Source organism: Cupriavidus sp. GW823-FHT07B10, assembly GCF_058794355.1.
Window position 1 is genome coordinate 1 of sequence record NZ_JBXAGS010000025.1, and the last position, 23,129, is coordinate 23,129.

A 23,129-nucleotide genomic window follows, 5' to 3' on the forward strand; every position below is an offset into this window, starting at 1 on the left:
ATCCGCTTTGGCGACAACCTGCCCAAGACGCGCTCGGGCAAGATCATGCGGCGCCTGCTGCGGTCGCTGGCCAAGGGGGAGGAGATCACGCAGGACACCTCGACGCTGGAGAATCCGGCCATCCTGGAGCAGCTCAAGCAGGCGCAGTGATCGTCTGGCTTCGGCCCGATCGAGCCCTTGAACCCGCCGCCGCGTTCCCGCGCGCCGGCGGGTTTGTTACGATAGCCCCCCACCGACCACGGACCGTCCCCAATGCCTGAAGCCCAGTCGCGCTTTCGCCGACGGTTGCTGCTGTACTACGGCCTGTTCACGCTAGGGTTGTTCGGCTTCGTCGGCATGATGGGGCTGCTTGAAAAGTCCAATGCCGATGCGCTGTGGCTCGGCTACGTCTTCCTCTTCATCACCATCGCGATCTATGCCTGCATCGGCCTGATCTGCCGCACCTCTGACCTGAACGAGTACTACGTTGCCTCGCGGCGCGTGCCGGCGCTGTTCAACGGCATGGCGATTGCCGCCGACTGGATGAGCGCGGCGTCCTTCATCGGCCTGGCCGGCATCCTGTTTGCCTCGGGCTACGAAGGGCTGGCCTATGTGATGGGCTGGACCGGCGGCTACTGCCTGGTGGCCTTCCTGCTGGCGCCGTACCTACGCAAGTACGGCGGCTACACCATTCCCGATTTCCTCGCGGCGCGCTACGGCAACGGCAAGCCCGGCGGCAACCTGCCAGTGCGCGCGATCGCGGTGCTGGCGGCTTCGCTCTGCTCCTTCGTCTACCTGGTTGCGCAGATCCAGGGCGTGGGGCTGGTGGTGACGCGCTTTATCGGCGTGGAGTTTGCCGTCGGCATCTTCTTCGGGCTGGCCGGCATCCTGGTGTGCTCGTTCCTGGGCGGCATGCGCGCGGTCACATGGACGCAGGTGGCGCAGTACATCATGATGATCGTCGCCTTCCTGGTCACGGTATCGATGATCGCGTGGAAGCATCACCACGAAGCGTTGCCGCAGCTCAGCTACGGCACGCTGCTGTCGCAACTCGACGCGCGCGAGCAGCAACTGGAGCGCGAGCCGGCCGAGCAGGCCGTGCGCGAGTACTACCGGCAGCAGGCCATCCTGCTGCAGGAGCGCATCGCCCGGCTGCCCGATTCCTTTGCCCAGGAGCGCGACGCGCTCGACGCGCGGCTGCAGGACCTGCGCACGCGCAATGCCCCGCTGCGCGACATCAAGTCGCTGGAGCGCGAACGGCTGGAATTCCCGCGCGACCCCGCGGCGGCACAGCAGCAGTGGAACCAGCAGCGGGCAGACGCACTGGCCCGCAGCCGCCATTCGCTGTCATCGACCGAACCCTATCCCGCGGCATCGGAGCAGGAGCGCAAGACCAAGCGGCTGAATTTTGTCCTGCTGGTGTTCTGCCTGATGGTCGGCACCGCCAGCCTGCCGCACATCCTGACGCGGCTCTACACCACCCCGTCGGTCAAGGAAACGCGCAACTCCGTGGCCTGGGCCGTGTTCTTCATCGCCTTGCTGTACGTGTCCGCGCCCACGCTGGCAGCGTTGGTCAAATTCGAGTTCTTCCAGCACCTGGTGGGAACCCCCTACGCCGAATTGCCGCAGTGGGTGGTGCAATGGCGCAAGGTCGATCCACCCGTGTTCGGCATCCGCGATGTCAACGGCGACGGCATCGTGCAATGGGCCGAGATCCTGCTCCAGCCCGACATGATCGTGCTGGCCGCCCCGGAAATCGCCGGCCTGCCATACGTGATCTCCGGCCTGATCGCCGCCGGCGCCCTGGCCGCGGCGCTGTCCACCGCCGACGGCCTGTTGCTGACCATCGCCAATGCGCTCTCGCACGACGTCTTCTATCACATGGTCGACCGCCAGGCGAGCCACCAGCGGCGCGTCACCACCGCCAAGATCGTGTTGCTGGGCGTGGCGCTTTTTGCCTCCTACGTCACATCGCTGCGCCCCGGCAATATCCTCTTCCTGGTCGGCGCTGCGTTCTCGCTGGCCGCCTCTAGCTTCTTCCCGGTACTGGTCCTCGGCATCTTCTGGCGCCGCACCACCGCCGCCGGCGCAGTCGCCGGCATGGCCGCCGGGCTGGGCGTGGCGGTCTACTACATCATCGTCAACTACCCGTTCTTCACCCGCATGACCGGCATCTTCGGCAACCGCTGGTTCGGCGTCGACCCGATCGCCTCCGGCGCCTTCGGTGTGCCGGCGGGCTTCGCCGTGGCCATCATCGTCAGCCTGCTGACGCCACGCAATGCACCGGTGATCGACCGGCTGGTGAGCTACCTGCGCAAGGGGTAGGGCGAATGGGGTTGTCAAGTAAGGGGGGATACGGCGACGAGGCACTGGATTCGCCAGGCAACTCTGCTATAATCTCGGACTTCCCGGAGAGATGGATGAGTGGTTTAAGTCGCACGCCTGGAAAGCGTGTATAGGTTAACAGCCTATCGGGGGTTCGAATCCCCCTCTCTCCGCCAGAACACTATGCAAAGCAAAGCCGCCCGCCTGGGCGGCTTTTTTTGTTTCCAGTCTCTGGTGGCTTCGTATGCCTGAAGGGCTCAAAGAAAAGCCCTCGGCCAGGGTAGGCGAGGGCTGAAGTAGTAGTGGGCGAGTCGCGGGATCGCCCGTGAGCGATGGTCGTATAGGACCTTGTATCGCGCATCCCTCTAAATAGAGGTGTTGCCGCAAGGCGACATGGCTATGCCAGCCATCTCGGCGCCGGATTGGCTGAGCGTGCCAAGCCAGTCGTTCTGTCCGCCAAGTTTTAGTGTCCGTGAGAGGGCTTCCGCCATTTACCCGGTGCCCGGTATCCTCCCGGCCATGACCAAACTCACCTTCCAACTCGAAATCCGCCCCGCCTTGCCCGCAGACGCGCAAGCGGTGGAAGCCATCCTGACCGACACCTACCTCGGCACCTGGAAGCCGCAATTGACAGCCGCCGCGGCAGCTGCCTTTGAACGGCAAGGCAAGACCCGAAGCTACGTCGAAGCGCGCCTGCAAGCATTCCGCGTAGCCTGCGTGGATGGCGTGCCCGCCGCGATGGTGGATTGGGAAAACAATTTTGTCTGGGCCCTGCATGTCGGGCGGGCATGGCAACGCATGGGGCTGGGCGGGGCGCTGCTGGCCCATGCCGAAGGCGCGATTGCCCGCGCCGGGCATCGCGAGGCGAGGCTGGAGACGGACACATTCAACGTGCAAAGCCGCGCGTTCTACCGGCGCCATGGTTATGCCGAGATCGATTTCTATCCCGACGAAAGCTGGGACAGCGGCTTTACCACTGTGCTGCTGTCGAAAGCGCTGCCGCCAGCCTGAGCCTGCGCGCCGGCGCCGGCTTGGCACGGGTAGCCAACCTCATGCGCAAATTGCATGAACCTGTGTGCCTGCCCGTGAAAGAATCAGGCATCTATTTCGAATCTATGGCACTTGCCCCCATGTCCGAACCCATCGTTCACCTCAACGGCACCCTGACCCCTCTCTCCGAAGCCCGCATCCCCGTCCTCGACCGCGGCTTCATCTTTGGCGATGGCATCTACGAAGTCATCCCTTACTACAACGGCAAGCCATTCCGCGCGGACCAGCATCTGGCCCGCCTGCACCGCAGCCTGGAGGGCATCGGGATTCCCGATCCATACAGCGCCGGGCAGTGGCTGGAGCTGGTCGGCGAGGTGGTCGAGGCCAACGGCCTGTCGGACCAGCTGGTCTACATCCAGGTGTCGCGCGGCGTCGCCAAGCGCACGCATGCGTTTCCGAAGGAGGTCGTGCCGACGGTGCTGATCATGACCAACCCGATGGCGTTGCCGTCGGCGCAGATGCTTGAGCAGGGCGTGGCGTGCGTGACGATGGAGGACCGGCGCTGGCTGAACTGCCAGATCAAGTCGACGTCGCTGCTGGGCAACGTGCTGGCGGCGCAGCATGCGGTGGAGCACGGCGTGATCGAGGCGATCCAGTTCCGGGATGGCTGGCTGACCGAGGCGTCGGCGTCCAATGTGTGGGTGGTGCGCGATGGCCGCGTGATGGCGCCGCCCAAGGACAACCTGATCCTGGAAGGCATCCGCTACGGGTTCATGGAAGAGGTCTGTGCCGCGCTGGGGATTGCGCTGGAGGCGCGCCGCATTGCGAAGGAAGAGGTGTTCGCCGCCGATGAGGTGATGCTGTCGTCGGCCAGCAAGGAGCTGCTGCCGGTGGTGACCATCGATGGCCGCGCCATCGGCAAGGGGGTGCCGGGGCCGGTCTTTGGCCGGCTTTACGCTGCGTACCAGGCTGCCAAGGCTGCGCTTTGAGCTGATTTGCGTGCGTGCTAGGATGCCTCGGGATCGATCGAGGAGTCAGCCATGGCCAAGCGTGAGCGTGGCCGGCGTGCCCTGCAGGACGAGGTGAGCCGGCGCATCCAGCAAATCTATGAAATCGGCGAGGACGGCGCCAAGGTCCGGGTGCCGGCGCCTGTGCCGCACGCGCGCGATGCGCGCGGGCGCAACTGGAATATGACGGGCTTCGGCAATGCGTCCGGCTACGAGGCCAGCATCCGCGCGGTGGTCGACAAGGTGCGCGACGAGTTCGACCTGAGCGACGCGCCGGAGAACCGCGCGCCCAATCCGTTCGGGGACTGAAGCGCCGGCCGTCGTCCTACTCGACCGATACGACGATGGCGACGCGCCGGTTCTCGCTGCGTCCGGCGGCGGTGCGGTTGTCGGCCACTGGGCGGCTCTTGCCCCGTCCGCGAACTTCGATGTTTTCCGGCGCAAAGCCGGCGCCCGCCAGCAGCCTTGCCACTGCTTCGGCGCGCCGCACTGACAGCGACTGGTTGTATTCGGCCGAGCCCGCGTCGTCGGTGTGGCCATCCACGCGCAGGCGCTCGATGCCCGCGCCCTTCAGCGCCCGCCCGAGGCGCTGCACATTGGCGGCGCGCTCAGCGTCGATCAGGTCCTCATTGAATCCGAACAGCAGCTTGTCTGACAAGCCGAGTTCCCAGCCTTCATCGGTCAGGGCGAAGCCTTCCTGCTTCAGCACCGCGACCTGGGCCGGAGACAGCCCGGTGGCGGGCGGCGCGGTCTGGCAGCCGGCCAGCGACAGCCCCGCCAGCACGACGGCGGCGAGCCAGAGTTTCCACAGGGACTTCCAGCAGGGCGGGGTCAGGCGTTCGGGCATGCGGGTTCTCATTGCGTGACGTCCAGGCGCGGCTCGGCGCTTTGCCAGGTGCCGCCGGAGCGCCGCTTGGCGCCGTACATGGCGGCGTCGGCCGCGTGCAGCAGCGCCTGGCTGCCTTGCGCGTGGACAGGGAAGACGGCCAGGCCGATGCTGAGCGACGCCTGCACCGTGCTGCCGTCGGGCAGGTCGATCGGGGCGGACATCGCCTGCAGGATATGCTCGGCGATATGGATGGCGTCGCGCGGCGCGCGCAGCGCTGCGGCCAGCACGGCGAATTCGTCGCCGCCGATGCGTGCCACGGTGTCGCCGGCGCGCAGGCTGGCGCGGATGCGCTGGGCCACGGCCACCAGCACGGCATCGCCGGCGGCATGGCCGTGGCGGTCGTTGATGTTCTTGAAATCGTCACTGTCCAGGTACAGCACGGCCGCGTATTCGTCGTTGGCAGCGGCATGGCGCACAGCGTGCTCCAGCGCTTCGACGAAGGCGGCGCGGTTGAGCAGGCCGGTCAGCGCATCGTGGTTGGCGCGGTGGGCGAGCGAGCGGTTCTCGTGCTGCATCTGGTTCTGCCAGGTCTGCAGTTCGTCCAGCAGGCCGTTGAAGTCCTCGCTGAGGGCATTGAGTTCCGCGATGCTGGCCGGCGGCGTGCGCTGCGCGAAATCGCGCTTGGAACGCACCGCGTGCGCCACGCGCATCAGGTTGCGCAGCGGCTCGACGATCTGCACCAGCAGCCGGCTGGCCAGGTAGTGGGCGCCGACGGCGGTCAGCAGCAGGCAGCCAAGCAGGCCGAGCGCGCCGCGCAGCAGGAAATGCAGCAGGTTGCGGGGATCGCCACTGACGCGCAGCATGCCGACCTGTTGCGTCTGGTGCAGGATCGGTTGTTCCACGACCCCCATGCTCAGCCACTCGCTCAGCACGTGGCGCAAGCCGGTCAGTGGCGCCTGGCCGGGGCGCTGCCATTCGGCCAGCACGTGGTTGCCGTGGTCGTAGACGGTGGCGCGCGCGATGTCCTCGGACGCGGCGATGGCCGCCAGTGTCTCGCCGGTGGCCGCCTGGTCGCGGAATACGACCGGCGCCTCCAGGGTGTAGGCGATCGAGCGGGCCACCAGCCGCACGTTGTGGTCGGCATAGACGCGCAGTGCGGTCAGGCCGAGGGCGGTCAGCGATACCCCGGCAGTAAATACCGCGATCAGCGCCACGCCCAGGTGGATCCGGCGCAGCACGCTGTAGAGGGTGGGGCGGGCGCCGTTGCCGCGCGCCGGCTGGTGGGCGCTCATGACGGCGCTCCCTTGCGGCGGCCCAGCTGCAGCACGCCGGGGTGCACGTGCACGCCGCTGCGGGCGAGCGTGTCGAGGTTGACGCGGAACGAGACCTGCTGGTCGCGGATGTTCAGGCAGAACATGCTGCCGACCTCGCACTCGAAGTCTTCCTCGGCGATCACCAGCACAGGGCGGCCGGTCAGCTCGCCAGACAGCCGCTTGCGGCGGGCTTCGTTCATGGCGCCGATGTAGAGGGCATCGCAGGCCGGATGCAGCATGTCGGCCAGCACGTCGACCTGGCGCGCGCGCACCGCGCGGCCGTTGGCGAGCGTGCCGCCTTCCATCAGCCGCGCGGAGTAGCGGCTGGTGCTGTCCACGCACAGCCGCACCGGGTCGCGCTCAACCGGCCAGCGTGCATACCCCAGCAGGCTGAAGACCACGCGCGCGACCAGGTCGGTGCGCTGCGGCGCGGGCTGCGCCGTCACCGCCGGCGGCAGCATGGCCGGCAGCACCGCCAGCGTCACGGCGAGCAGGGCCGGCAGGGCGCGGCGCAGCAGCGGTGGACGTCGGGTGGAATCGGCACTGGGAAGGGCGCTGGCTGGGGCAGGAGCCATGGTCTGGGAAAGGAGGTTCGGTACGGCCTGTATGGATGGTGGGCTGGCCGCAGCCGCGGTTATTGTCCGGGGGCGGGTTCCGGGCGGTCAAGCGTCCGGCACGGGCGGAATCCGCCCCGGAACCCGCTTGTGCGGGCATGCTTGCGTGGGGCCCGTTTGCGACGCGGCGTGATACGGAATGTTTAACGGTTTTGGGTCGTTTTCCTGAAGTCAGGCGGGAACGCGCGCAGCGCTTCGCCGTGGCGGGCACAACACTTAGAATGGGTCCATCGTCCCCAACGCGCGCCTCGCCGCCGCATGCCGCCATGATTGCCGACCCGCTTTTCCGCTTCCTGCACGTTGCCGGCGTTGCCGTCTGGGTGGGCGGCATGTTCTTCGCCTACCTGTGCCTGCGGCCGGTGGCCGGCACCGTGCTGGAACCGCCGCCGCGGCTGCGGCTCTGGCGCGGCGTGTTTGCCCGCTTCTTCCCGTGGGTATGGGCGGCGGTGATCGCGATCCTGCTGAGCGGTGCGGCGATGATGGCGGCAGTGGGCATGTCCGCTGCCCCACGCAACTGGCACCTGATGATGGGCGTCGGCCTCGTCATGACGGTGATTTTCTGCTACGTGTGGTTTGGGCCGTATCGCGTGCTGGGCCGGGCCGTGGATGCCCAGGACTGGCCGGCCGCCGGTGCCGCGCTGAACCGCATCCGGCAGGCGGTGGGGACCAACCTGGTGCTCGGGCTGGTCAATATCGCCGTGGCCACGCTGGGGCGCTGGCTGGCCTGAGCGGCCCGATGCCCCGGCATGGCCCTGCATCGTCGCGTCACCACCTGGCAATGGGAGAGCCGTTATGCGCGTCATCGCATGTCTTGCCGTCCTTGGCCTTGCAATGGCGGGCGCACCGGCCCGCGCCGAGCAAGGCAATGGCCTGAGCGCTGAATATGAACGCTGCATGGCCAAGGCCATCTCGACTGCCGACATCCTCGGCTGCGCTGCGGTCGAAACACGGGTCCAGGACGTGGCGCTGAACAGCGCCTATCAAGGCTTGCTGCGGCGGCTGGAAGCGCCGCGCACCGGCCAGTTGCGGGTGGCGCAGCGTGCCTGGCTGGAATTCCGCCAGGCCAATTGCGCCTATGTGGCCAATCCGGCCGGCGGCACGGCCGCGCGCGTGGCCGGAGCGACCTGCATGGCCCGCATGAGCGCCGCGCGGGTGCGCGAATTGCGTGACTTCGCCACCGAGGCCGCCGCCCGGTGAGCGGGCGAGCCATGTGCTAGAGTTCCCAGACACCTGTGCTGCGGCACGTCTCACCAGGAGATGGATCATGGCAAGTGAATCGCGGAACAACCTGAAGGCCTTTGTGCAAACGGCGCCCCAGGCGGGGCGCTATGTGTGGGTCATCGCGCTGGTGGACTTCGGCGCGCGGCAGATCCGGCGCGCCATCGTTTCGGACGACACCTTCACCACCTCGGATGCCGCGCGGGTAGCGGGCGAGGCCCAGCTCAAGGCGATGGCCGAAGACCACTAGGCTGGGCCAGTGTTGCGCGCCGGCATCTTTGTGATCAACGGATACCGTTTCTTACATTGCGCCGGGATCGGTGCGCGCTAGACTGTGGGCATGTTCCTCCACAAGAAAGGACTCCCATGACACATCGCGCGCTCCGGCCGGCCAAGGTCCTCCTGCTGGCGGCCCTGCTGGGTTCCGGCCTGACGTTCAGTGCGGCGTCGATGGCCCAGGTGTCGGTCAATATTGCCATCGGCGTACCACCGCCGGCCCCGATCTACGAGGTCGTGCCCGCACCGCGCTCCGGCTATGTCTGGATGCCGGGCTACTGGGACTGGGATGATCACCACCACAAGCACGCCTGGAAGAAGGGGCGCTGGGAACGTGAACGCCCCGGCTATATCTATGAGTCGCCGCGCTGGATCCAGTCGCGCGACGGCTGGGTGCTGGTGCCGGGTCGCTGGGACCAGGGCGGGTACAAGGACAAGGGGCAGAAGGATAAGGGCCACAAGGACAAGGGCTATCACTGCCCACCCGGCCACGCCAAGAAGGGCGAGTGCTGAGGTGCCGGCCACCGGGCGCAGCACGGTGACGCCGGGTGGCCTTGCCATGCTACGATCGCCGCCATGACAACCGCGCCCACGCGGCACATCGGCGGCGGATACCGGAGGTAGCAATGGCAAAGCACGTTTTCACGCGCGCGCAGTATCTCGACATCCTCAATGACAGCCTGCGCAAGCATCCCGGCTGGCAGCCCGGCATGGCCTTTGTGTTCCTGCCGCCTGGCGCCGATGCCAGCCAGGCCACGGCCGTGGGCTGCACCGGGCCGATGGAGGCCATTCCTGTCTATGCGGAAATCCAGCGGGTGGCTGCCGAACTGATCGAAGTCGGCAACGAATAGCGGCGCCGGTCGCGTTGCGGCCGGTGGGTGCCGCGAGTGCGTACAATACCGGCCTCTACAGACTTTCGGATAATGCCGTGAAGAAAACGGACCTGGAAAAAAACAAGGGCCTGAAGATCGCCAACAGCCTGAAGCAGGCTTCGGCGGGCCGGGGTATTCCCGGCGGCGCTGCGCGCCCGGACCGGCGCGAACAGCGCCGGCTGGACCAGGAGCAAGGTCTGGTGCCCTTTGCGTGCAAGCTGGACGGCACGCTGGTCAAGCGCCTGCAAGCGCTTGCCGTGGATCACCCGGGTGGCATGACCGGGCTGCTCAATGAGCTGCTGGCGGGCGCGTTGCCGCCGGAGCAGGGCCAGAGCTGAATATGGTGGCCGCGCCCGCGGCCACCTGCCTGACCCCATCAGGTCGCGAGCGGGTCAGTCCTCTTCTTCGTCAAGGAATTCGCGGCGCAGCATCCAGTTGGCGATGGCTTCGTCGCAGATGCGCTTGAATTTCTGCTTGTCCGGCATCCTGTCGAACAGCTGGAAATTGACCAGCGCCATGCCGGCATCGGTGATATAGAACATCCGGCTCGGATCGTCTTCATGGACGATGCGGCCATCGATGGCGTCTTCCTCGCTTTCCGCCGGCATGTCTTCTAGCTCGACCACGCGGCAGGTGAAGCGCGGGCTGCGGGTATGGGTCAGATACTCGAACTCGTCGTGCATGACCTCGCCGCCTTTGCCTGCGATAACGGCGAAGCCCCAGATAAAGCGGGGCATCGGCAGATCGGACAGATCTTCAATCTCGTCCATGGTGTTCTCCCTGATTCAATCCCCGCATTATCGCCCGGAACGCCGCCACCTCAAACGTTGACGTGGCGCTTAGGGCTTTGCCTGGCAGTTGGCCAGCGCCGGCGCGGCGTTTTCGGCCTGCATCAGGTCGCGCAGCGTGCCTTCCTCGCCCTTGGTCCACCATTCGTAGCGGCCGCCGACATAGCGCGCGCCGGAGGCCGACACGGTGCTGACCGCCAGCACGGGCTTGCCATCGATGCGGAACACCGCCGCCTGGTTGTCCGGACTGTTGAAATAGCGCACGGAAAGCGTCTTGCCGCCGTCGCACTGGTAGCGCACGGTGCGCACGTCCGGGAAGCGCACGCCGTCGATGCCGGGCGCACGGGCGGCGTGTGCCGCGGCGCACGCGCCGAGGGTTGCGAGCAGGGCCACGGCGCGGGCGCAGGACAGGATCGGGCGAGTGGTCATGGCTTTGCCTTGGTCGATGGGTGGATTGTCAGCCAGTTGAGAGGGGCGGCGCCGGCGTCCGGGTCAGCCGAGCATGTAGCCGGCGGCGAGCGTGCGGAAACTCTCGATTTCGCGCGCCTGCCAGGCCTCGTCCTCGCCGAGTTCCTCGGCCAGGATAGCGGCCACGGCCGGCGCGGCGTCCACGGCGGCGCGCGCGTCCAGGAACAGCGCGCGGTTGCGGCGGGCCAGCACGTCCTCGACCCGGCGCGCCAGTTCGTGCCGGGCCGCAAAGCGCACGTGCGCTTCGGTCAGGCCTGACGCCGGTGCCAGCATGCGGTCATATCCGGGCAGCGCGCGCAGCAGGTCCAGCTCATTGCCGTAGTAGCGGTCCGGCGAGCCTGAATCCGGCGGCGGCAGCCCGGCCGGCAGCCCCGCCGCGCCGTGCAGGGGCAGCTCGGCGGTCACGCACGGGGCCGCGCGCACCATCTGGCGCTGGATCGCGGTCTCGATCACGTCTTCAGCCATCTTGCGGTAAGTGGTCCACTTGCCGCCGGTGACGGTGATCAGCCCGGCCTTGGACACCAGGATCGTATGCTCGCGCGACAGCGACGCGGTAGAGGCCTCGCCGGTGGCCCGCACCAGCGGCCGCAGGCCGGCCCAGACACTGGTGACGTCGGCGCGGGTCGGGTCCCTGGCGAGGTAGCGCGACGCGGTTTCCAGGATGAAGTCGACGTCGTCGGCGCCGGCGTCTGGTTCCAGCGGCAGGTCGCGGCGCGGGGTGTCGGTGGTGCCGACGATGGTGTGGCCGTTCCAGGGCACCACGAACAGCACCCGGCCGTCGTCGGTCTTGGGGATCAGGATGGCGCGCTCGCCCGGCAGGAAGCTGCGCGGCAGCGTCAGGTGCACGCCCTGGCTGGGCGCGACCATGGCGCGCGCGTGGCCGTCTTCCATCTGCCGGATCGCATCGACCCACACGCCGGTGGCGTTGATCACGCAGTCGGCGCGCAGGTGGAAGGTGGCGTCGCCCAGCACATCCTGCACGGTCACGCCGCTGATCACGCCGCCTTGCTGGCTCAGGCCCGTCACGCACATGTAGTTGAGCGCGGTGCCGCCCACGTCGAACAGCGTGCGCATCAGCGCCACCGCCAGCCGCGCATCGTCGAACTGGCCGTCGAAATACAGGTTGCCGCCGCGCAGCGGACGCCCGCCGACGTGCTCGGCCAGGTTGGGCGCCGCGGCCAGCACCTCGCGGTGGTTCAGCCAGCGGCTGCCGGCCAGGTTGAGGTCGCCGGCCAGCATGTCGTAGACCTTGAGGCCGATGCCGTAGAAGGGCTGGTCGAACAGCTGGTAGGCCGGCACCACGAAGCCCAGCGGCCACACCAGGTGCGGCGCGTTGCGCGCCAGCAGGCCGCGCTCGTGCAGGGCCTCGCGCACCAGGCTGATATTGCCCTGGGCCAGGTAGCGCACGCCGCCATGCACCAGCTTGGTGGCCTTGCTGGAGGTGCCCTTGGCAAAATCCGCGGCTTCGACCAGCAGCGTGCGGTAGCCGCGCGAGGCGGCGTCGACTGCGGTGCCCAGGCCGGTGGCGCCGCCGCCGATGACGATCACATCCCAGCGCGGCTCGCGCTCCAGGGTGGCGAGCAGGGCGGCGCGGTCGGGGGGCTGGATCGGGGTGGAGACTCTCTGCATGACGCTTTTCTTGGGGGTGTGTTCGGGGTGGGCCGGCGCTCAGGCGTGGCTGCCGCTGGCTTTGTCCTCGCGCGCCCAGTCGCGCGCGCGGTCGACTGCGCGATGCCAGCGCGCCAGCCGGTGGCCGCGCGCGTCAGCCGACAGGTTCGGCTCAAAGCGCCGCTCCACCTGCCATTGCTGCGCGATCTCCGCCGGATCGCTCCAGTAACCGGTGGCCAGTCCCGCCAGGTAGGCGGCGCCCAGCGCGGTGGTTTCGGTCACGCGCGGGCGGACCACCGGGGTGCCGAGCAGGTCGGCCTGCATCTGCATCAGCAGGTCGCTGCGCGAGGCGCCACCGTCCACGCGCAGTTCGGCCAGCGAGATGCCGGCATCCTTCTGCATGGCTTCCAGCACGTCGACGCTCTGCAGCGCGATCGATTCCAGCGCCGCGCGCGCGATCTGCGGCCGGCCGGTGCCGCGCGTCATGCCAACCAGCGTGCCGCGTGCAAACGGGTCCCAGTGCGGCGCGCCCAGGCCGGCAAAGGCGGGTACCAGCACCACGCCGCCGGTGTCGTCGCACTGGCGCGCCAGCGGCTCGACCTCGGGAGCGCTATTGATGATCTTGAGGCCGTCGCGCAGCCACTGGATGGTGGCGCCGCCCATGAACACGCCGCCTTCCAGGCAATATTGCGTCTGGCCGCGGATCTGCCAGCCGATCGTGGTCAGCAGCCGGTTGTGCGACGTGACCGGCTGCGAGCCGGTATTCATCAGCAGGAAGCAGCCGGTGCCGTAGGTGTTCTTGGCCATGCCCGGCGACAGGCAGGCCTGGCCGAAGGTGGCGGCCTGCTGGTCGCCGGCGATGCCGGCAATGGGGATCTGCATGCCGAACAGCCGCGCCGAGGTGCGCGCCACCTCGCCGCTGGACGCCACCACCTCGGGCAGCAGCGCGTGCGGGATGTCCAGCAGCGCCAGCAGCGCATCGTCCCACTCGAAGTTGTGGATATTGAACAGCATGGTGCGCGAGGCATTTGACACATCGGTGACATGGCGCGCGCCGTCGGTCAACTGCCAGATCAGCCAGCTGTCGACGGTGCCGAAGGCCAGCTCGCCGCGCTGGGCGCGTTCGCGCGCGCCTTCGATGTTGTCGAGCATCCAGCGCAGCTTGGTGCCGGAGAAGTAGGCATCGATGATCAGGCCGGTCTTGTCGCGGAACAGCTCGCCGTGGCCGGCGGCCTGCAGCGCCTCGCACATGGGCGCGGTGCGGCGGTCCTGCCAGACCAGCGCGCGCCCGACCGGCTCGCCGGTCTTGCGGTCCCACAGCACAGTGGTCTCTCGCTGGTTGGTGATGCCGATGGCGCGCACCTGCGCGGCCGAGATGCCGGCATCGGACAGCACCGCGTGCGCCACCGCCAGCTGCGATTGCCAGATCTCGTAGGGGTCGTGCTCGACATGGCCGGGATGTGGGTAATATTGGCGGAACTCGCGCTGCGCGAGCCGCACCACATTGCCGGCATGGTCGAACAGGATGGCCCGCGAGCTGCTGGTGCCCTGGTCGAGCGCCAGCACATATTGCGGCTCGGTGGGAAGCTGGGACGATGCAGGGCGCTGGGCCTGCGCGGCTGGCTGGTTCATGCGTTCAATCCTGACAATGACAAAGCACGCCGGCCCGGCCGGCGCATGGATTCCTGATGGCTGAAACGTCTTCCTTGCCACCCGCGGACGCCGCGGGCAACTTCGCCGCCGATCCCGCCGCGCAGATCGCCGCCTCGCTGGCGGCGCGCAGCGGCTTCGACGCCGCCGCCAAGCTGCGCCTGATGGCGGCAGGCCAGCAGGTTGGCTGGCTGCCGCGTGCCCATGCGGCAATCTTGCGCGGCATGGGCGCCATCCTCGGCCCGGACGAGCGCCTGGCCGATGGCACCACGGCGGCAGAACTGCTGCCCGGGCGCAATGACTTCGACGCGCGCAGCGCCGCGCTGCAGGCGCTGGCCCGCCAGCTGGCCGATGCCGGCCATGTGCGCGGCTGGCGTGACGAACTGTTCGCGGTCACCCCTGCGCTGGACGCGCCCGCACTTACCGTGGTGGAGCGCGCGGCGGCGCGCTTTCTCGGGCTGCTGACCTTTGCCTCGCACATGAACGGCATTGTGGATGGCGATGTCGACGGCGGTCCCGCCCTGTGGATCTCGCGGCGCAGCCCGGCCAAGTCGGTCGACCCCGGCATGTGGGACAACCTGGTCGCCGGCGGCATGCCGCACGGCAGCGATCCGCTGGCGACGCTGGTGCGCGAATGCGAGGAAGAATCCGGCATCCCGCCCGCGCTGGCGCAGGGCGCGCAGGCCCACGGCATGATCGAGGTGCTGCGCGACCTGCCCGAAGGCGTACAGTGGGAGCAGGTCTACGTCTACGACCTGCTGCTGCCGCCCGGCTTCACGCCGCGCAACCAGGATGGCGAGGTCAGCGAGCACCGGCGCGTCGATGTGGCCGCATTGCTTGCTATCATGTCGGCCGGCGCCATGACGGTTGATGCGACACTGGTGACGCTGGATGCCCTTGGGCGGCGCGGCTGGCTCGGTCCTGACCATCGCGCCTGAGCCGTCGCCGCGGGTTCCGCCTGTGCCGGTCTTGCCGACCGCGCTGACCTGATTTTTCCGGCCTTGCGCCGCGCCACTCCGACAGAACAACACACCATGAGCAACACCGGATTCATCCTGACCCTCTCGTGCCCCGACCAGCCGGGCATCGTCCATGCCGTCTCGGGCCTGCTGTTCCAGCACGGCTGCAATATCGTCGATTCCGACCAGTACGGTGACGAGTACGCCGGCCGCTTCTTCATGCGCGTGCATTTCACGCCGGCCGCCGGCGGCCCGGACCTGGACACGCTGAAGGCCGCGTTCGCGCCGGTGGGCGACCAGTTCGGCATGCAGTGGGAGCTGAACGACGCCGCGGTCAAGCCGCGCGTGATGATCATGGTGTCCAAGATCGGCCACTGCCTGAACGACCTGCTGTTCCGCGCCAAGGTGGGCGGCCTGCCGGTCGAGATCGCGGCCATCGTCTCGAACCACCGCGACTTCTACCAGCTGGCGGCATCGTATGACGTGCCGTTCTTCCACCTGCCGCTGATGAACGCCTCGGCCGAGCAGAAGGCAGCGCAGGAAGCGCGCGTGTTCGACGTGGTGCAGGAGCAGAAGATCGACCTGGTGGTGCTGGCGCGCTACATGCAGGTGCTGTCCGATGACCTGTGCCGCAAGCTGGCCGGCCGCGCGATCAATATCCACCACTCGTTCCTGCCCAGCTTCAAGGGCGCCAAGCCGTACTACCAGGCGCATGAGCGCGGCGTGAAGCTGATCGGCGCGACCGCGCACTACGTCACCGCCGACCTGGACGAAGGCCCGATCATCGAGCAGGAGATCGAGCGCGTGGACCACAGCATGGACCCGGAGCAACTGACCGCCGTCGGCCGCGACGTGGAATGCGTGGCACTGGCTCGCGCGGTCAAGTGGCATGCCGAACACCGTATCCTGCTGAACGGCCACAAGACCGTGGTGTTCAAGTAATTCTCTGCCCGACCCTCGGTGTTCTCCCCTCTCCCGCTTGCGGGAGAGGGGCCGGGGGAGAGGGCTGGCCTGTCGCAAGAGCGAGGCGCCGGGCATCACCGCCAGCAAGGCAGCCTCAAGCCGGTCCCCGGCGCGCTCACTCCCGCTCCGCCACCACACACTTCACCCCACTGTCGGCCACGATCTGGTCGAACGGCGCTGCCAGCGGCTCGTCGGTAAAGAGCCGGTCGACCTGCGACACATGCGCCAGCTCCACCATCGCCTGGCGATTGAACTTGCTGGCGTCCGCCGCCAGCCACACCTCGCGTGAATGCTCGATGATGGTCCGCGCCACCTTGACCTCGCGGAAATCGTAGTCGCGCAGCGTGCCGTCGGTCTCGATGCCCGAGATGCCGATCAGCCCGATATCCACCTTGAACTGGCGGATGAACTCCACCGTGGCCTCGCCCACGATGCCGCGGTCGCGTGAGCGCAGCACGCCGCCGGCGACGATGACCTCGCAATCGGGGTTGTCGGCAAGGATATTGGCCACGTTCAGGTTGTTGGTGATCACGCGCAGCCCGCGGTGGTGCATCAGTTCGCGCGCTATCTCTTCCACCGTGGTGCCGATGTTCAGGATCAGCGAGCAGCCCTCGGGCACCGCAGCGGCCACCGCGCGCGCGATGCGCGCCTTGCCCTCGGCGTTGAGCACCTGCCGCTGCCGGTAGGCGATGTTCTCGGTGGTGGAGCCCTCCACCCGCACCCCGCCATGGAAGCGCGCCAGCATGCCGTTCCCGGCCAGCAGGTTGACATCGCGGCGCACCGTCTGGAGCGTGACGCCGAATTTGCGCGCAAGTTCGTCGATGGAGGCAAAGCCCTGGGTGCGGACTTCTTCGAGCAGGGCCGTCTGGCGGGGATTCAGGGTCATGCCGGGATTCTAGTTCAAACAGAAACGAAAACAAATGATGCAGTGCACTATTGTTTTACGTTCGTTTTGTTGCTAAAACGAACGTCAAGCCAAGACTTGTGTGCCTGCATCGCGCGCCAAAGCTGTGCTGCGGGAAGCATATCGAACATGGAGACCGGATGCAGCTACGTTTGGAAGGCGTCGCACAGCAGGCAGGTTCGCAGGCGTATCTCTTTCCGATGACGCTCGCGCCGGTTCCGGGCGCGGTGACCATCCTGCTGGGCGCGACGCAGGCGGGCAAGACCTCGCTGATGCGGCTGATGGCCGGGCTGGACCGGCCCAGCGCCGGCCGCGTGCTGGTCGACGGCCAAGACGTGACCGGCATGCCGGTGCGCGAGCGCAATGTATCGATGGTCTACCAGCAGTTCATCAACTACCCGTCGCTCAAGGTCTTCGACAACATCGCCTCACCGCTGCGGCTGCTGCGCAAGGCGCCGGCCGCAGAGATTGCCGCGCGCGTGCGCGAGCTGGCCGGGCGGCTGCATATCGACCACCTGCTGGACCGCTATCCGTCCGAGCTCTCCGGCGGGCAGCAGCAGCGCGTGGCACTGGCGCGTGCGCTGGCCAAGGAGGCGCCGCTGATGCTGCTGGACGAGCCGCTGGTCAACCTTGACTACAAGCTGCGCGAAGAACTGCGTGAGGAACTGGCGCAGCTGTTCGCGCATGGCGACGCCACCGTGGTCTATGCCACCACCGAGCCCGGCGAAGCGCTGCTGCTGGGCGGCCATACCGCGGTGCTGGACGCCGGCGAACTGCTGCAGTACGGCCCCACGCCCCAGGTCTTCCACTACCCCGATTCGCTGCGCGTGGCGCGCGCTTTCAACGATCCGCCGATGAACCTGGTCGAGGGCCGGCTGCAGGGCGGCCGGGTCACGCTGGCCGGCGACATCTCAGTGCCGGTGCCCGGCGCGGGCGGGCACGACGGCCCGGTCACGGTGGGGGTACGCGCGTCGGCATTGCGCCTGGCCGGTGAGCCGGGTGCGGTGGCGGTGCCGGGGCGCGTGGCGCTGGCCGAGCTGTCCGGCTCGGACACCTTCGTCCACGCCGATACCCCGGTGGGCAACCTGGTGGCGCAGTTCGCCGGCGTGCTCGACCTGGCGCTGGGCGAGCCCGTGTCACTGCACCTGCTGCCCGAGCAGATCTATCTGTTCGACGCCGACGGGCGCCGCATCCATGCGCCGCGCCGGCCGGGCGGGCTGGCGGCGGACGTGCCCGGCGGCGCGGCCGCGGCTGCCGGGGCAGGGGCCTGAGATGGCGCGCATCGACCTGGACCTGGCGCACTCCTATGTGCCAAATCCGCGTACCGACGAGGACTACGCGCTGCTGCCGCTGCAATTCACGTTCGAAGACGGCGGCGCCTATGCGCTGCTGGGCCCGTCCGGCTGCGGCAAGACCACGCTGCTGAACTGCATTTCCGGGCTGCTGCGGCCCTCGCACGGCACCATCGCCTTCGATGGCCGCGACGTGACCGCCGCCACGCCGCAGGCGCGCAATATCGCCCAGGTGTTCCAGTTCCCGGTGATCTACGACACCATGACCGTCGGCGAGAACCTGGCCTTCCCGCTGCGCAACCGCGGCGTGCCGGAAGCCCAGGTGCGCGAGCGGGTAGGGCGCGTGGCCGAGATGCTGGACCTGTCGGCCACGCTCGATCGCCGCGCCAGCGGCCTGGCCGCGGACGCCAAGCAGAAGATCTCGCTGGGGCGCGGGCTGGTGCGCCAGGACGTGTCGGCCATCCTCTTCGACGAGCCGCTGACGGTGATCGACCCGCAGCTCAAATGGCAGCTGCGGCGCAAGCTCAAGGAAATCCACCACGAATTCCGCCTGACGCTGATCTACGTGACGCACGACCAGACCGAGGCGCTGACCTTTGCCGACCAGGTGGTGGTGATGTCGCGCGGCAAGGCGGTGCAGGTGGGGCCGGCGGATGCGCTGTTCGAGCGTCCCGCGCATACCTTCGTCGGGCATTTCATCGGCTCGCCGGGCATGAATTTCCTGACCGGGCAGTGGCGCGACGGCGCGATCGAGCTGGCGGGTCGCCGCTACATGCCGGAGTTGTCGCCGTCAGTTGAAGCGGCGCTGCGCGAGGCCGGCAGCTTCCGCATCGGCGTGCGGCCCGAGTACCTGCGCCTGGCGCCGGAGAGCGACGCGCAGGCGGTGCCGGTGCGGGTCGAGCGCGCGCAGGACATCGGCACTTACTGGCTGCTGACCGGCGGAGTGCAGGAGGCGGGCGCACTGGCCGGTACGCTGCGCGCGCGGCTGGGTATCGAGGCGGCCGATCTGCGCCTGGGCGACACGGCCTGGCTGTCGGTGTTCAACCGCCATACCTGCTACTACGTCAACGAGGAACTGGTGCCATGAAGCCCGTCAACCAGAAGGCCTGGCTGCTGGTGTTGCCGGTGGTGGTGTGCGTGGCGTTCTCCGCGATCCTGCCGCTGATGACCATCGTCAACTACTCGGTGCAGGACATCATCTCGCCCGAGCGGCGCGTCTTTGTCGGCACCGAATGGTTCCGCACCGTGCTGCGCGATGGCGAGCTGCACGACGCGCTGCTGCGCCAGCTGGGCTTCTCGCTGGCGGTGCTGCTGGTGGAGATCCCGCTCGGCATCCTGCTGGCGCTGTCGATGCCGGCCAGGGGCTGGAAGGCATCGACGGTGCTGGTGATCATCGCGCTGTCGCTGCTGATCCCGTGGAACGTGGTCGGCACCATCTGGCAGATCTTCGGGCGCACCGATATCGGCCTGCTCGGTGCCGCGCTCGAGGCGTTGGGGTTCGACTACAACTACACCGGCAGCGCTTTCGATGCCTGGGTCACGGTGCTGGTGATGGACGTCTGGCACTGGACGCCGCTGGTGGCGCTGCTGTGCTACGCCGGACTGCGCGCCATCCCCGACGCCTACTACCAGGCCGCGCAGATCGACGGCGCCTCGCGCCTGGCGGTGTTCCGCTATATCCAGCTGCCCAAGCTGCGCGGCGTGCTGATGATCGCGGTGCTGCTGCGCTTCATGGACAGCTTCATGATCTATACCGAGCCGTTCGTGCTGACCGGCGGCGGCCCCGGCAACGCCACCACCTTCCTGTCGCAGTACCTGACGCAGAAGGCCGTGGGCCAGTTCGACCTGGGCCCGGCGGCAGCGTTTTCCATCGTCTATTTCCTGATCATCCTGCTCATGTGCTTCATCCTCTATAACTGGATGCAGCGCGCGGGCACCGCCGGCAGCGAGGACATGCCCCATGGCTGAGATGCGCCCCCCCGCCAACCGCGCCACCTGGTGGCGCGCCGGCTTCCTGCTGGTCTACCTGCTGTTCGCCATCGTGCCGATCTACTGGATGGTGAACATGTCGTTCAAGACCAACGAGGAGATCGTCTCCACGCTGTCGCTGTGGCCCGCGGAGTTCACGCTGCAGCATTACAAGACCATCTTCACCGACCCGTCCTGGTATTCGGGCTACGTCAACTCAATGATCTACGTGGCGATGAACACGATGATCTCGATCAGCGTGGCGTTGCCGGCCGCCTATGCCTTTTCGCGCTACCAGTTCATCGGCGACAAGCATGTGTTCTTCTGGCTGCTGACCAACCGCATGACGCCGCCCGCGGTGTTCCTGCTGCCGTTCTTCCAGCTCTACAGCACCATCGGGCTGATGGATACCCACCTGGGCGTGGCGCTGGCGCACCTGGTCTTCAACGTGCCGCTGGCGGTGTGGATCCTGGAGGGCTTCATGTCGGGCGTGCCGCGCGAGATCGACGAGACCGCGTATGTCGACGGCTACTCGTTCCCGCGCTTCTTCCTGACCATCTTCCTGCCGCTGATCAAGGCCGGCGTGGGCGTGGCGGCGTTCTTCTGCTTCATGTTCAGCTGGGTCGAGCTGCTGCTGGCGCGCACGCTGACCTCGGTCAATGCCAAGCCCATCGTCGCCACCATGACGCGCACGGTGTCGGCATCGGGCATGGACTGGGGCGTGCTGGCCGCGGCCGGCGTGCTGACCATCGTGCCCGGCGGCATCGTGATCTGGTTCGTGCGGCATTACATCGCGAAGGGCTTCGCGATGGGTCGCGTGTAAGCGCGCGGCGCAACCCTGATCACAACACAAGGTGACGGCGCAATGCTGAGCTGGATGGTCTGGACGATACCGGTGGCGGTGTTCTTCGGCTGCATCGTAGTCATGCTGATCACCATGACTATCTGGGAAATACGCGCGCCGTCGGTGCTGCGCAAGGGCTTCCTGCCGATCGCGACCACGCGTGGCGACCGCTTGTTTATCGGGCTGATGTGCGCCGCCTGGGTCAACCTGGCGTGGGTGGGACTGGGCGAGAAAGTCACCGCTTGGCTGTCGCTGCCCGAAGAGCCGTCGGTCTGGATCAGCTTCGGGGTATCGATGCTGGTGCTGGCGCTGATCATGCGCAAGGGCTAGCCGTTTATTCGCAGGCATCAGGGTTAAATGGAAGGTTTGCGGCTTATCCCTGCCCCGGGGCCGCCACCACGACCACAGCCGGGGAGGGGAAATCTTGAGGAGACACTGATGAATGTGCACGTGAAGTTGGGGATGTCAGCCCTTGCCTGCGCGGCTGCGCTGGCTTGTGGGTCCGCCTCGGCGGGCGAGGCTGAGGCCAAGAAGTGGATCGACAATGAGTTCCAGCCCTCGTCGCTGGCCAAGGACAAGCAGCAGGCCGAAATGAAGTGGTTCATCGACGCCGCCGCCAAGCTCAAGGCCAGGGGGGTCACGCAGATCAGCGTCGTGTCCGAAACCATTACCACGCACGAGTACGAGTCCAAGACGCTGGCCAAGGCGTTCGAGGAGATCACCGGCATCAAGGTCAAGCACGACCTGATCCAGGAAGGCGATGTGGTCGAGAAGCTGCAGACCTCGATGCAGTCCGGCAAGTCGATCTACGACGGCTGGATCTCTGACTCGGACCTGATCGGCACGCACTACCGCTACGGCTCGATCTTGCCGCTGACCGACTATATGAACGGCGCCGGCAAGGAGTGGACCAACCCCGGGCTGGATGTGAAGGACTTTATCGGCACCAAGTTCACCACCGCGCCGGACGGCAAGCTGTACCAGCTGCCCGACCAGCAGTTTGCCAACCTGTACTGGTTCCGCGCCGACTGGTTCGCGCGCAAGGACCTGCAGGACAAGTTCAAGGCCAAGTACGGCTACGACCTGGGTGTGCCGACCAACTGGTCAGCCTATGAGGACATCGCCAACTTCTTCACCAACGACGTGAAGGAGCTCGACGGCAAGAAGGTCTACGGGCACATGGACTACGGCAAGAAGGATCCGTCGCTGGGCTGGCGCTTCACCGACGCCTGGCTGTCGATGGCCGGCACCGCCGACAAGGGCCTTCCCAACGGCATGCCGGTGGACGAGTGGGGCATCCGCGTGGCCGAGGACAAGTGCACGCCGGTCGGCGCCTCGGTGTCGCGCGGCGGTGCCACCAACAGCCCGGCGGCGGTCTATGCGCTGACCAAGTACATCGACTGGATGAAGAAGTACGCGCCGCCGCAGGCGATGGGCATGACCTTCTCCGAGGCCGGCCCGGTCCCCGCGCAAGGCCAGGTGGCGCAGCAGATCTTCTGGTACACCGCCTTCACCGCGGACATGACCAAGAAGGGCCTGCCGGTGGTCAACGCCGACGGCTCGCCCAAGTGGCGCATGGCGCCGTCGCCGTACGGCCCGTACTGGAAGCAGGGCATGCAGAACGGCTACCAGGACGTGGGCTCCTGGACCTTCTTCAAGAACACCGATCCCAACAAGCTGGCGGGCGCCTGGCTGTATGCGCAGTTCGTGACATCCAAGACGGTCTCGCTGAAGAAGTCGCTGACCGGGCTGACCTTTATCCGCGACAGCGACATCCACCACGACTACCTGACCAGGAACGCGGCCAAGTACGGTGGGCTGATCGAGTTCTACCGCAGCCCCGCGCGCGTGGCGTGGACGCCGACCGGCACCAACGTCCCCGACTATCCGAAGCTGGCCCAGCTGTGGTGGAAGAACGTGGCCACCGCGGTGACCGGCGAGAAGACGCCGCAAGCCGCCATGGACACGCTGGCCGAAGAGATGGACCAGGTCATGGCGCGGCTGCAACGCGCCGGCATGAGCAACTGCGCGCCCAGGCTCAACCCGAAGGGAGACCCGGGCAAGTGGCTGTCGAACGACCATGCGCCGTGGCAGAAGCTGGCCAACGAAAAGCCGAAGGGCGAGACCATTCCTTACGACAAGCTGCTGCAGGCGTGGAAGGAAGGGAAGGTGCGCTGAGGCGTTTGAGGCTGCCGGCAATGAATGAATGCCGCTGGTTTGCTCCCCTCTCCCGCTTGCGGGAGAGGGGGCACTCAACAGGTC

General features: G+C 67.4%; 26 protein-coding genes and 1 tRNA gene. 19 read left to right on the top strand and 8 right to left on the bottom strand.

The window, feature by feature from the left end; all coding sequences use genetic code 11:
• The first annotated feature begins 252 nt into the window (after positions 1-252).
• The 5 genes from AC1Q6V_RS31560 to AC1Q6V_RS31580 all read left to right on the top strand — a co-directional run bounded on the left by AC1Q6V_RS31560 (position 253) and on the right by AC1Q6V_RS31580 (position 4,610).
• On the top strand, positions 253-2,304 hold the full coding sequence (locus AC1Q6V_RS31560; RefSeq protein ID WP_010814366.1) for a VC_2705 family sodium/solute symporter: 2,052 nt from the start codon (positions 253-255) through the stop codon (positions 2,302-2,304).
• An 85-nt stretch (positions 2,305-2,389) separates the two neighbouring features.
• Positions 2,390-2,480 (top strand) — tRNA-Ser (locus tag AC1Q6V_RS31565).
• Positions 2,481-2,823: 343 nt separating this feature from the next.
• Positions 2,824-3,315: a GNAT family N-acetyltransferase gene (locus AC1Q6V_RS31570; RefSeq protein WP_058697219.1), complete on the top strand. Its 492-nt coding sequence runs from the start codon at positions 2,824-2,826 to the stop codon at positions 3,313-3,315.
• 119 nt (positions 3,316-3,434) lie between these two features.
• Positions 3,435-4,283 (top strand): D-amino acid aminotransferase, encoded by an 849-nt coding sequence (locus tag AC1Q6V_RS31575; RefSeq protein ID WP_010814364.1) that lies wholly within the window; start codon positions 3,435-3,437, stop codon positions 4,281-4,283.
• A 51-nt stretch (positions 4,284-4,334) separates the two neighbouring features.
• Entirely contained in the window at positions 4,335-4,610 is a 276-nt protein-coding gene (locus AC1Q6V_RS31580) for a hypothetical protein (RefSeq protein WP_010814363.1), read from the top strand.
• Positions 4,611-4,626: 16 nt separating this feature from the next.
• Here AC1Q6V_RS31580 and yfiB read toward each other — a convergent pair whose 3' ends face one another.
• From yfiB to yfiR, 3 genes are read right to left on the bottom strand one after another with little or no spacing between them, the layout of a single operon-like run.
• Positions 4,627-5,148, bottom strand: a complete 522-nt coding sequence (gene yfiB / locus AC1Q6V_RS31585) for an outer membrane lipoprotein YfiB (RefSeq protein ID WP_041687459.1) — start codon at positions 5,146-5,148, stop codon at positions 4,627-4,629.
• An 8-nt stretch (positions 5,149-5,156) separates the two neighbouring features.
• The gene (gene dgcN / locus AC1Q6V_RS31590) at positions 5,157-6,422 is read right to left on the bottom strand and encodes a diguanylate cyclase DgcN/YfiN (RefSeq protein ID WP_010814361.1); all 1,266 of its coding nucleotides are present in this window, start codon (positions 6,420-6,422) and stop codon (positions 5,157-5,159) included.
• Positions 6,419-7,018, bottom strand: coding sequence for a regulatory sequestration protein YfiR (yfiR, locus tag AC1Q6V_RS31595; protein ID WP_058697218.1), 600 nt, complete (start codon positions 7,016-7,018; stop codon positions 6,419-6,421). Before yfiR ends, dgcN begins: the two co-directional genes overlap by 4 nt.
• A 305-nt stretch (positions 7,019-7,323) precedes the next feature.
• Here yfiR and AC1Q6V_RS31600 point away from each other — a divergent pair, with 305 nt between their 5' ends.
• The 6 genes from AC1Q6V_RS31600 to AC1Q6V_RS31625 all read left to right on the top strand — a co-directional run bounded on the left by AC1Q6V_RS31600 (position 7,324) and on the right by AC1Q6V_RS31625 (position 9,761).
• Complete coding sequence (locus AC1Q6V_RS31600; protein ID WP_010814359.1) at positions 7,324-7,785, top strand: CopD family protein; 462 nt, start codon at positions 7,324-7,326, stop codon at positions 7,783-7,785.
• 64 nt (positions 7,786-7,849) lie between these two features.
• A complete protein-coding gene (locus AC1Q6V_RS31605; protein WP_010814358.1) occupies positions 7,850-8,254 on the top strand; it encodes a lysozyme inhibitor LprI family protein in 405 nt (134 codons plus the stop codon).
• Positions 8,255-8,321: 67 nt separating this feature from the next.
• Positions 8,322-8,525: a hypothetical protein gene (locus tag AC1Q6V_RS31610; RefSeq protein ID WP_058697217.1), complete on the top strand. Its 204-nt coding sequence runs from the start codon at positions 8,322-8,324 to the stop codon at positions 8,523-8,525.
• A gap of 116 nt (positions 8,526-8,641) precedes the next feature.
• Positions 8,642-9,064: a YXWGXW repeat-containing protein gene (locus AC1Q6V_RS31615; protein ID WP_010814356.1), complete on the top strand. Its 423-nt coding sequence runs from the start codon at positions 8,642-8,644 to the stop codon at positions 9,062-9,064.
• Positions 9,065-9,177: 113 nt separating this feature from the next.
• On the top strand, positions 9,178-9,402 hold the full coding sequence (locus AC1Q6V_RS31620) for a hypothetical protein (RefSeq protein WP_010814355.1): 225 nt from the start codon (positions 9,178-9,180) through the stop codon (positions 9,400-9,402).
• A gap of 77 nt (positions 9,403-9,479) precedes the next feature.
• Positions 9,480-9,761 (top strand): hypothetical protein, encoded by a 282-nt coding sequence (locus AC1Q6V_RS31625; protein WP_010814354.1) that lies wholly within the window; start codon positions 9,480-9,482, stop codon positions 9,759-9,761.
• Between the two features lie 54 nt (positions 9,762-9,815).
• Here the strand turns inward: AC1Q6V_RS31625 and AC1Q6V_RS31630 are convergent, their stop codons facing one another.
• The 4 genes from AC1Q6V_RS31630 to glpK form a co-directional block, all read right to left on the bottom strand.
• Positions 9,816-10,193 (bottom strand): hypothetical protein, encoded by a 378-nt coding sequence (locus tag AC1Q6V_RS31630; RefSeq protein WP_058697216.1) that lies wholly within the window; start codon positions 10,191-10,193, stop codon positions 9,816-9,818.
• Between the two features lie 69 nt (positions 10,194-10,262).
• Entirely contained in the window at positions 10,263-10,640 is a 378-nt protein-coding gene (locus tag AC1Q6V_RS31635) for an MliC family protein (protein WP_058697215.1), read from the bottom strand.
• Positions 10,641-10,703: 63 nt separating this feature from the next.
• The gene (locus AC1Q6V_RS31640; RefSeq protein ID WP_454750438.1) at positions 10,704-12,308 is read right to left on the bottom strand and encodes a glycerol-3-phosphate dehydrogenase/oxidase; all 1,605 of its coding nucleotides are present in this window, start codon (positions 12,306-12,308) and stop codon (positions 10,704-10,706) included.
• Positions 12,309-12,347: 39 nt separating this feature from the next.
• Positions 12,348-13,919 (bottom strand): glycerol kinase GlpK, encoded by a 1,572-nt coding sequence (gene glpK, locus AC1Q6V_RS31645; RefSeq protein ID WP_454750437.1) that lies wholly within the window; start codon positions 13,917-13,919, stop codon positions 12,348-12,350.
• A 56-nt stretch (positions 13,920-13,975) separates the two neighbouring features.
• Here glpK and AC1Q6V_RS31650 point away from each other — a divergent pair, with 56 nt between their 5' ends.
• A complete protein-coding gene (locus tag AC1Q6V_RS31650) occupies positions 13,976-14,875 on the top strand; it encodes an NUDIX hydrolase (protein ID WP_037025178.1) in 900 nt (299 codons plus the stop codon).
• A gap of 96 nt (positions 14,876-14,971) precedes the next feature.
• Positions 14,972-15,838, top strand: a complete 867-nt coding sequence (gene purU, locus AC1Q6V_RS31655) for a formyltetrahydrofolate deformylase (RefSeq protein ID WP_010814348.1) — start codon at positions 14,972-14,974, stop codon at positions 15,836-15,838.
• Positions 15,839-15,974: 136 nt separating this feature from the next.
• Here purU and AC1Q6V_RS31660 read toward each other — a convergent pair whose 3' ends face one another.
• A complete protein-coding gene (locus AC1Q6V_RS31660; protein ID WP_010814347.1) occupies positions 15,975-16,745 on the bottom strand; it encodes a DeoR/GlpR family DNA-binding transcription regulator in 771 nt (256 codons plus the stop codon).
• Positions 16,746-16,903: 158 nt separating this feature from the next.
• Here AC1Q6V_RS31660 and AC1Q6V_RS31665 point away from each other — a divergent pair, with 158 nt between their 5' ends.
• The 6 genes from AC1Q6V_RS31665 (at position 16,904) to AC1Q6V_RS31690 (ending at position 23,045) form a co-directional block, all read left to right on the top strand.
• The gene (locus AC1Q6V_RS31665; protein WP_037025177.1) at positions 16,904-18,034 is read left to right on the top strand and encodes an ABC transporter ATP-binding protein; all 1,131 of its coding nucleotides are present in this window, start codon (positions 16,904-16,906) and stop codon (positions 18,032-18,034) included.
• Position 18,035: 1 nt separating this feature from the next.
• A complete protein-coding gene (locus tag AC1Q6V_RS31670) occupies positions 18,036-19,142 on the top strand; it encodes an ABC transporter ATP-binding protein (RefSeq protein ID WP_010814345.1) in 1,107 nt (368 codons plus the stop codon).
• Positions 19,139-20,023 carry a carbohydrate ABC transporter permease gene (locus AC1Q6V_RS31675; RefSeq protein ID WP_010814344.1) on the top strand — a complete coding sequence of 295 codons (885 nt, stop codon included), beginning with the start codon at positions 19,139-19,141 and terminating at the stop codon, positions 20,021-20,023. The genes AC1Q6V_RS31670 and AC1Q6V_RS31675 overlap by 4 nt, the downstream gene beginning before the upstream one ends.
• Entirely contained in the window at positions 20,016-20,846 is an 831-nt protein-coding gene (locus tag AC1Q6V_RS31680) for a carbohydrate ABC transporter permease (RefSeq protein ID WP_011615695.1), read from the top strand. The genes AC1Q6V_RS31675 and AC1Q6V_RS31680 overlap by 8 nt, the downstream gene beginning before the upstream one ends.
• A gap of 42 nt (positions 20,847-20,888) precedes the next feature.
• Entirely contained in the window at positions 20,889-21,197 is a 309-nt protein-coding gene (locus tag AC1Q6V_RS31685) for a DUF2160 domain-containing protein (RefSeq protein ID WP_010814342.1), read from the top strand.
• Positions 21,198-21,317: 120 nt separating this feature from the next.
• Complete coding sequence (locus AC1Q6V_RS31690) at positions 21,318-23,045, top strand: ABC transporter substrate-binding protein (protein ID WP_037025189.1); 1,728 nt, start codon at positions 21,318-21,320, stop codon at positions 23,043-23,045.
• Positions 23,046-23,129: the final 84 nt, after the last annotated feature.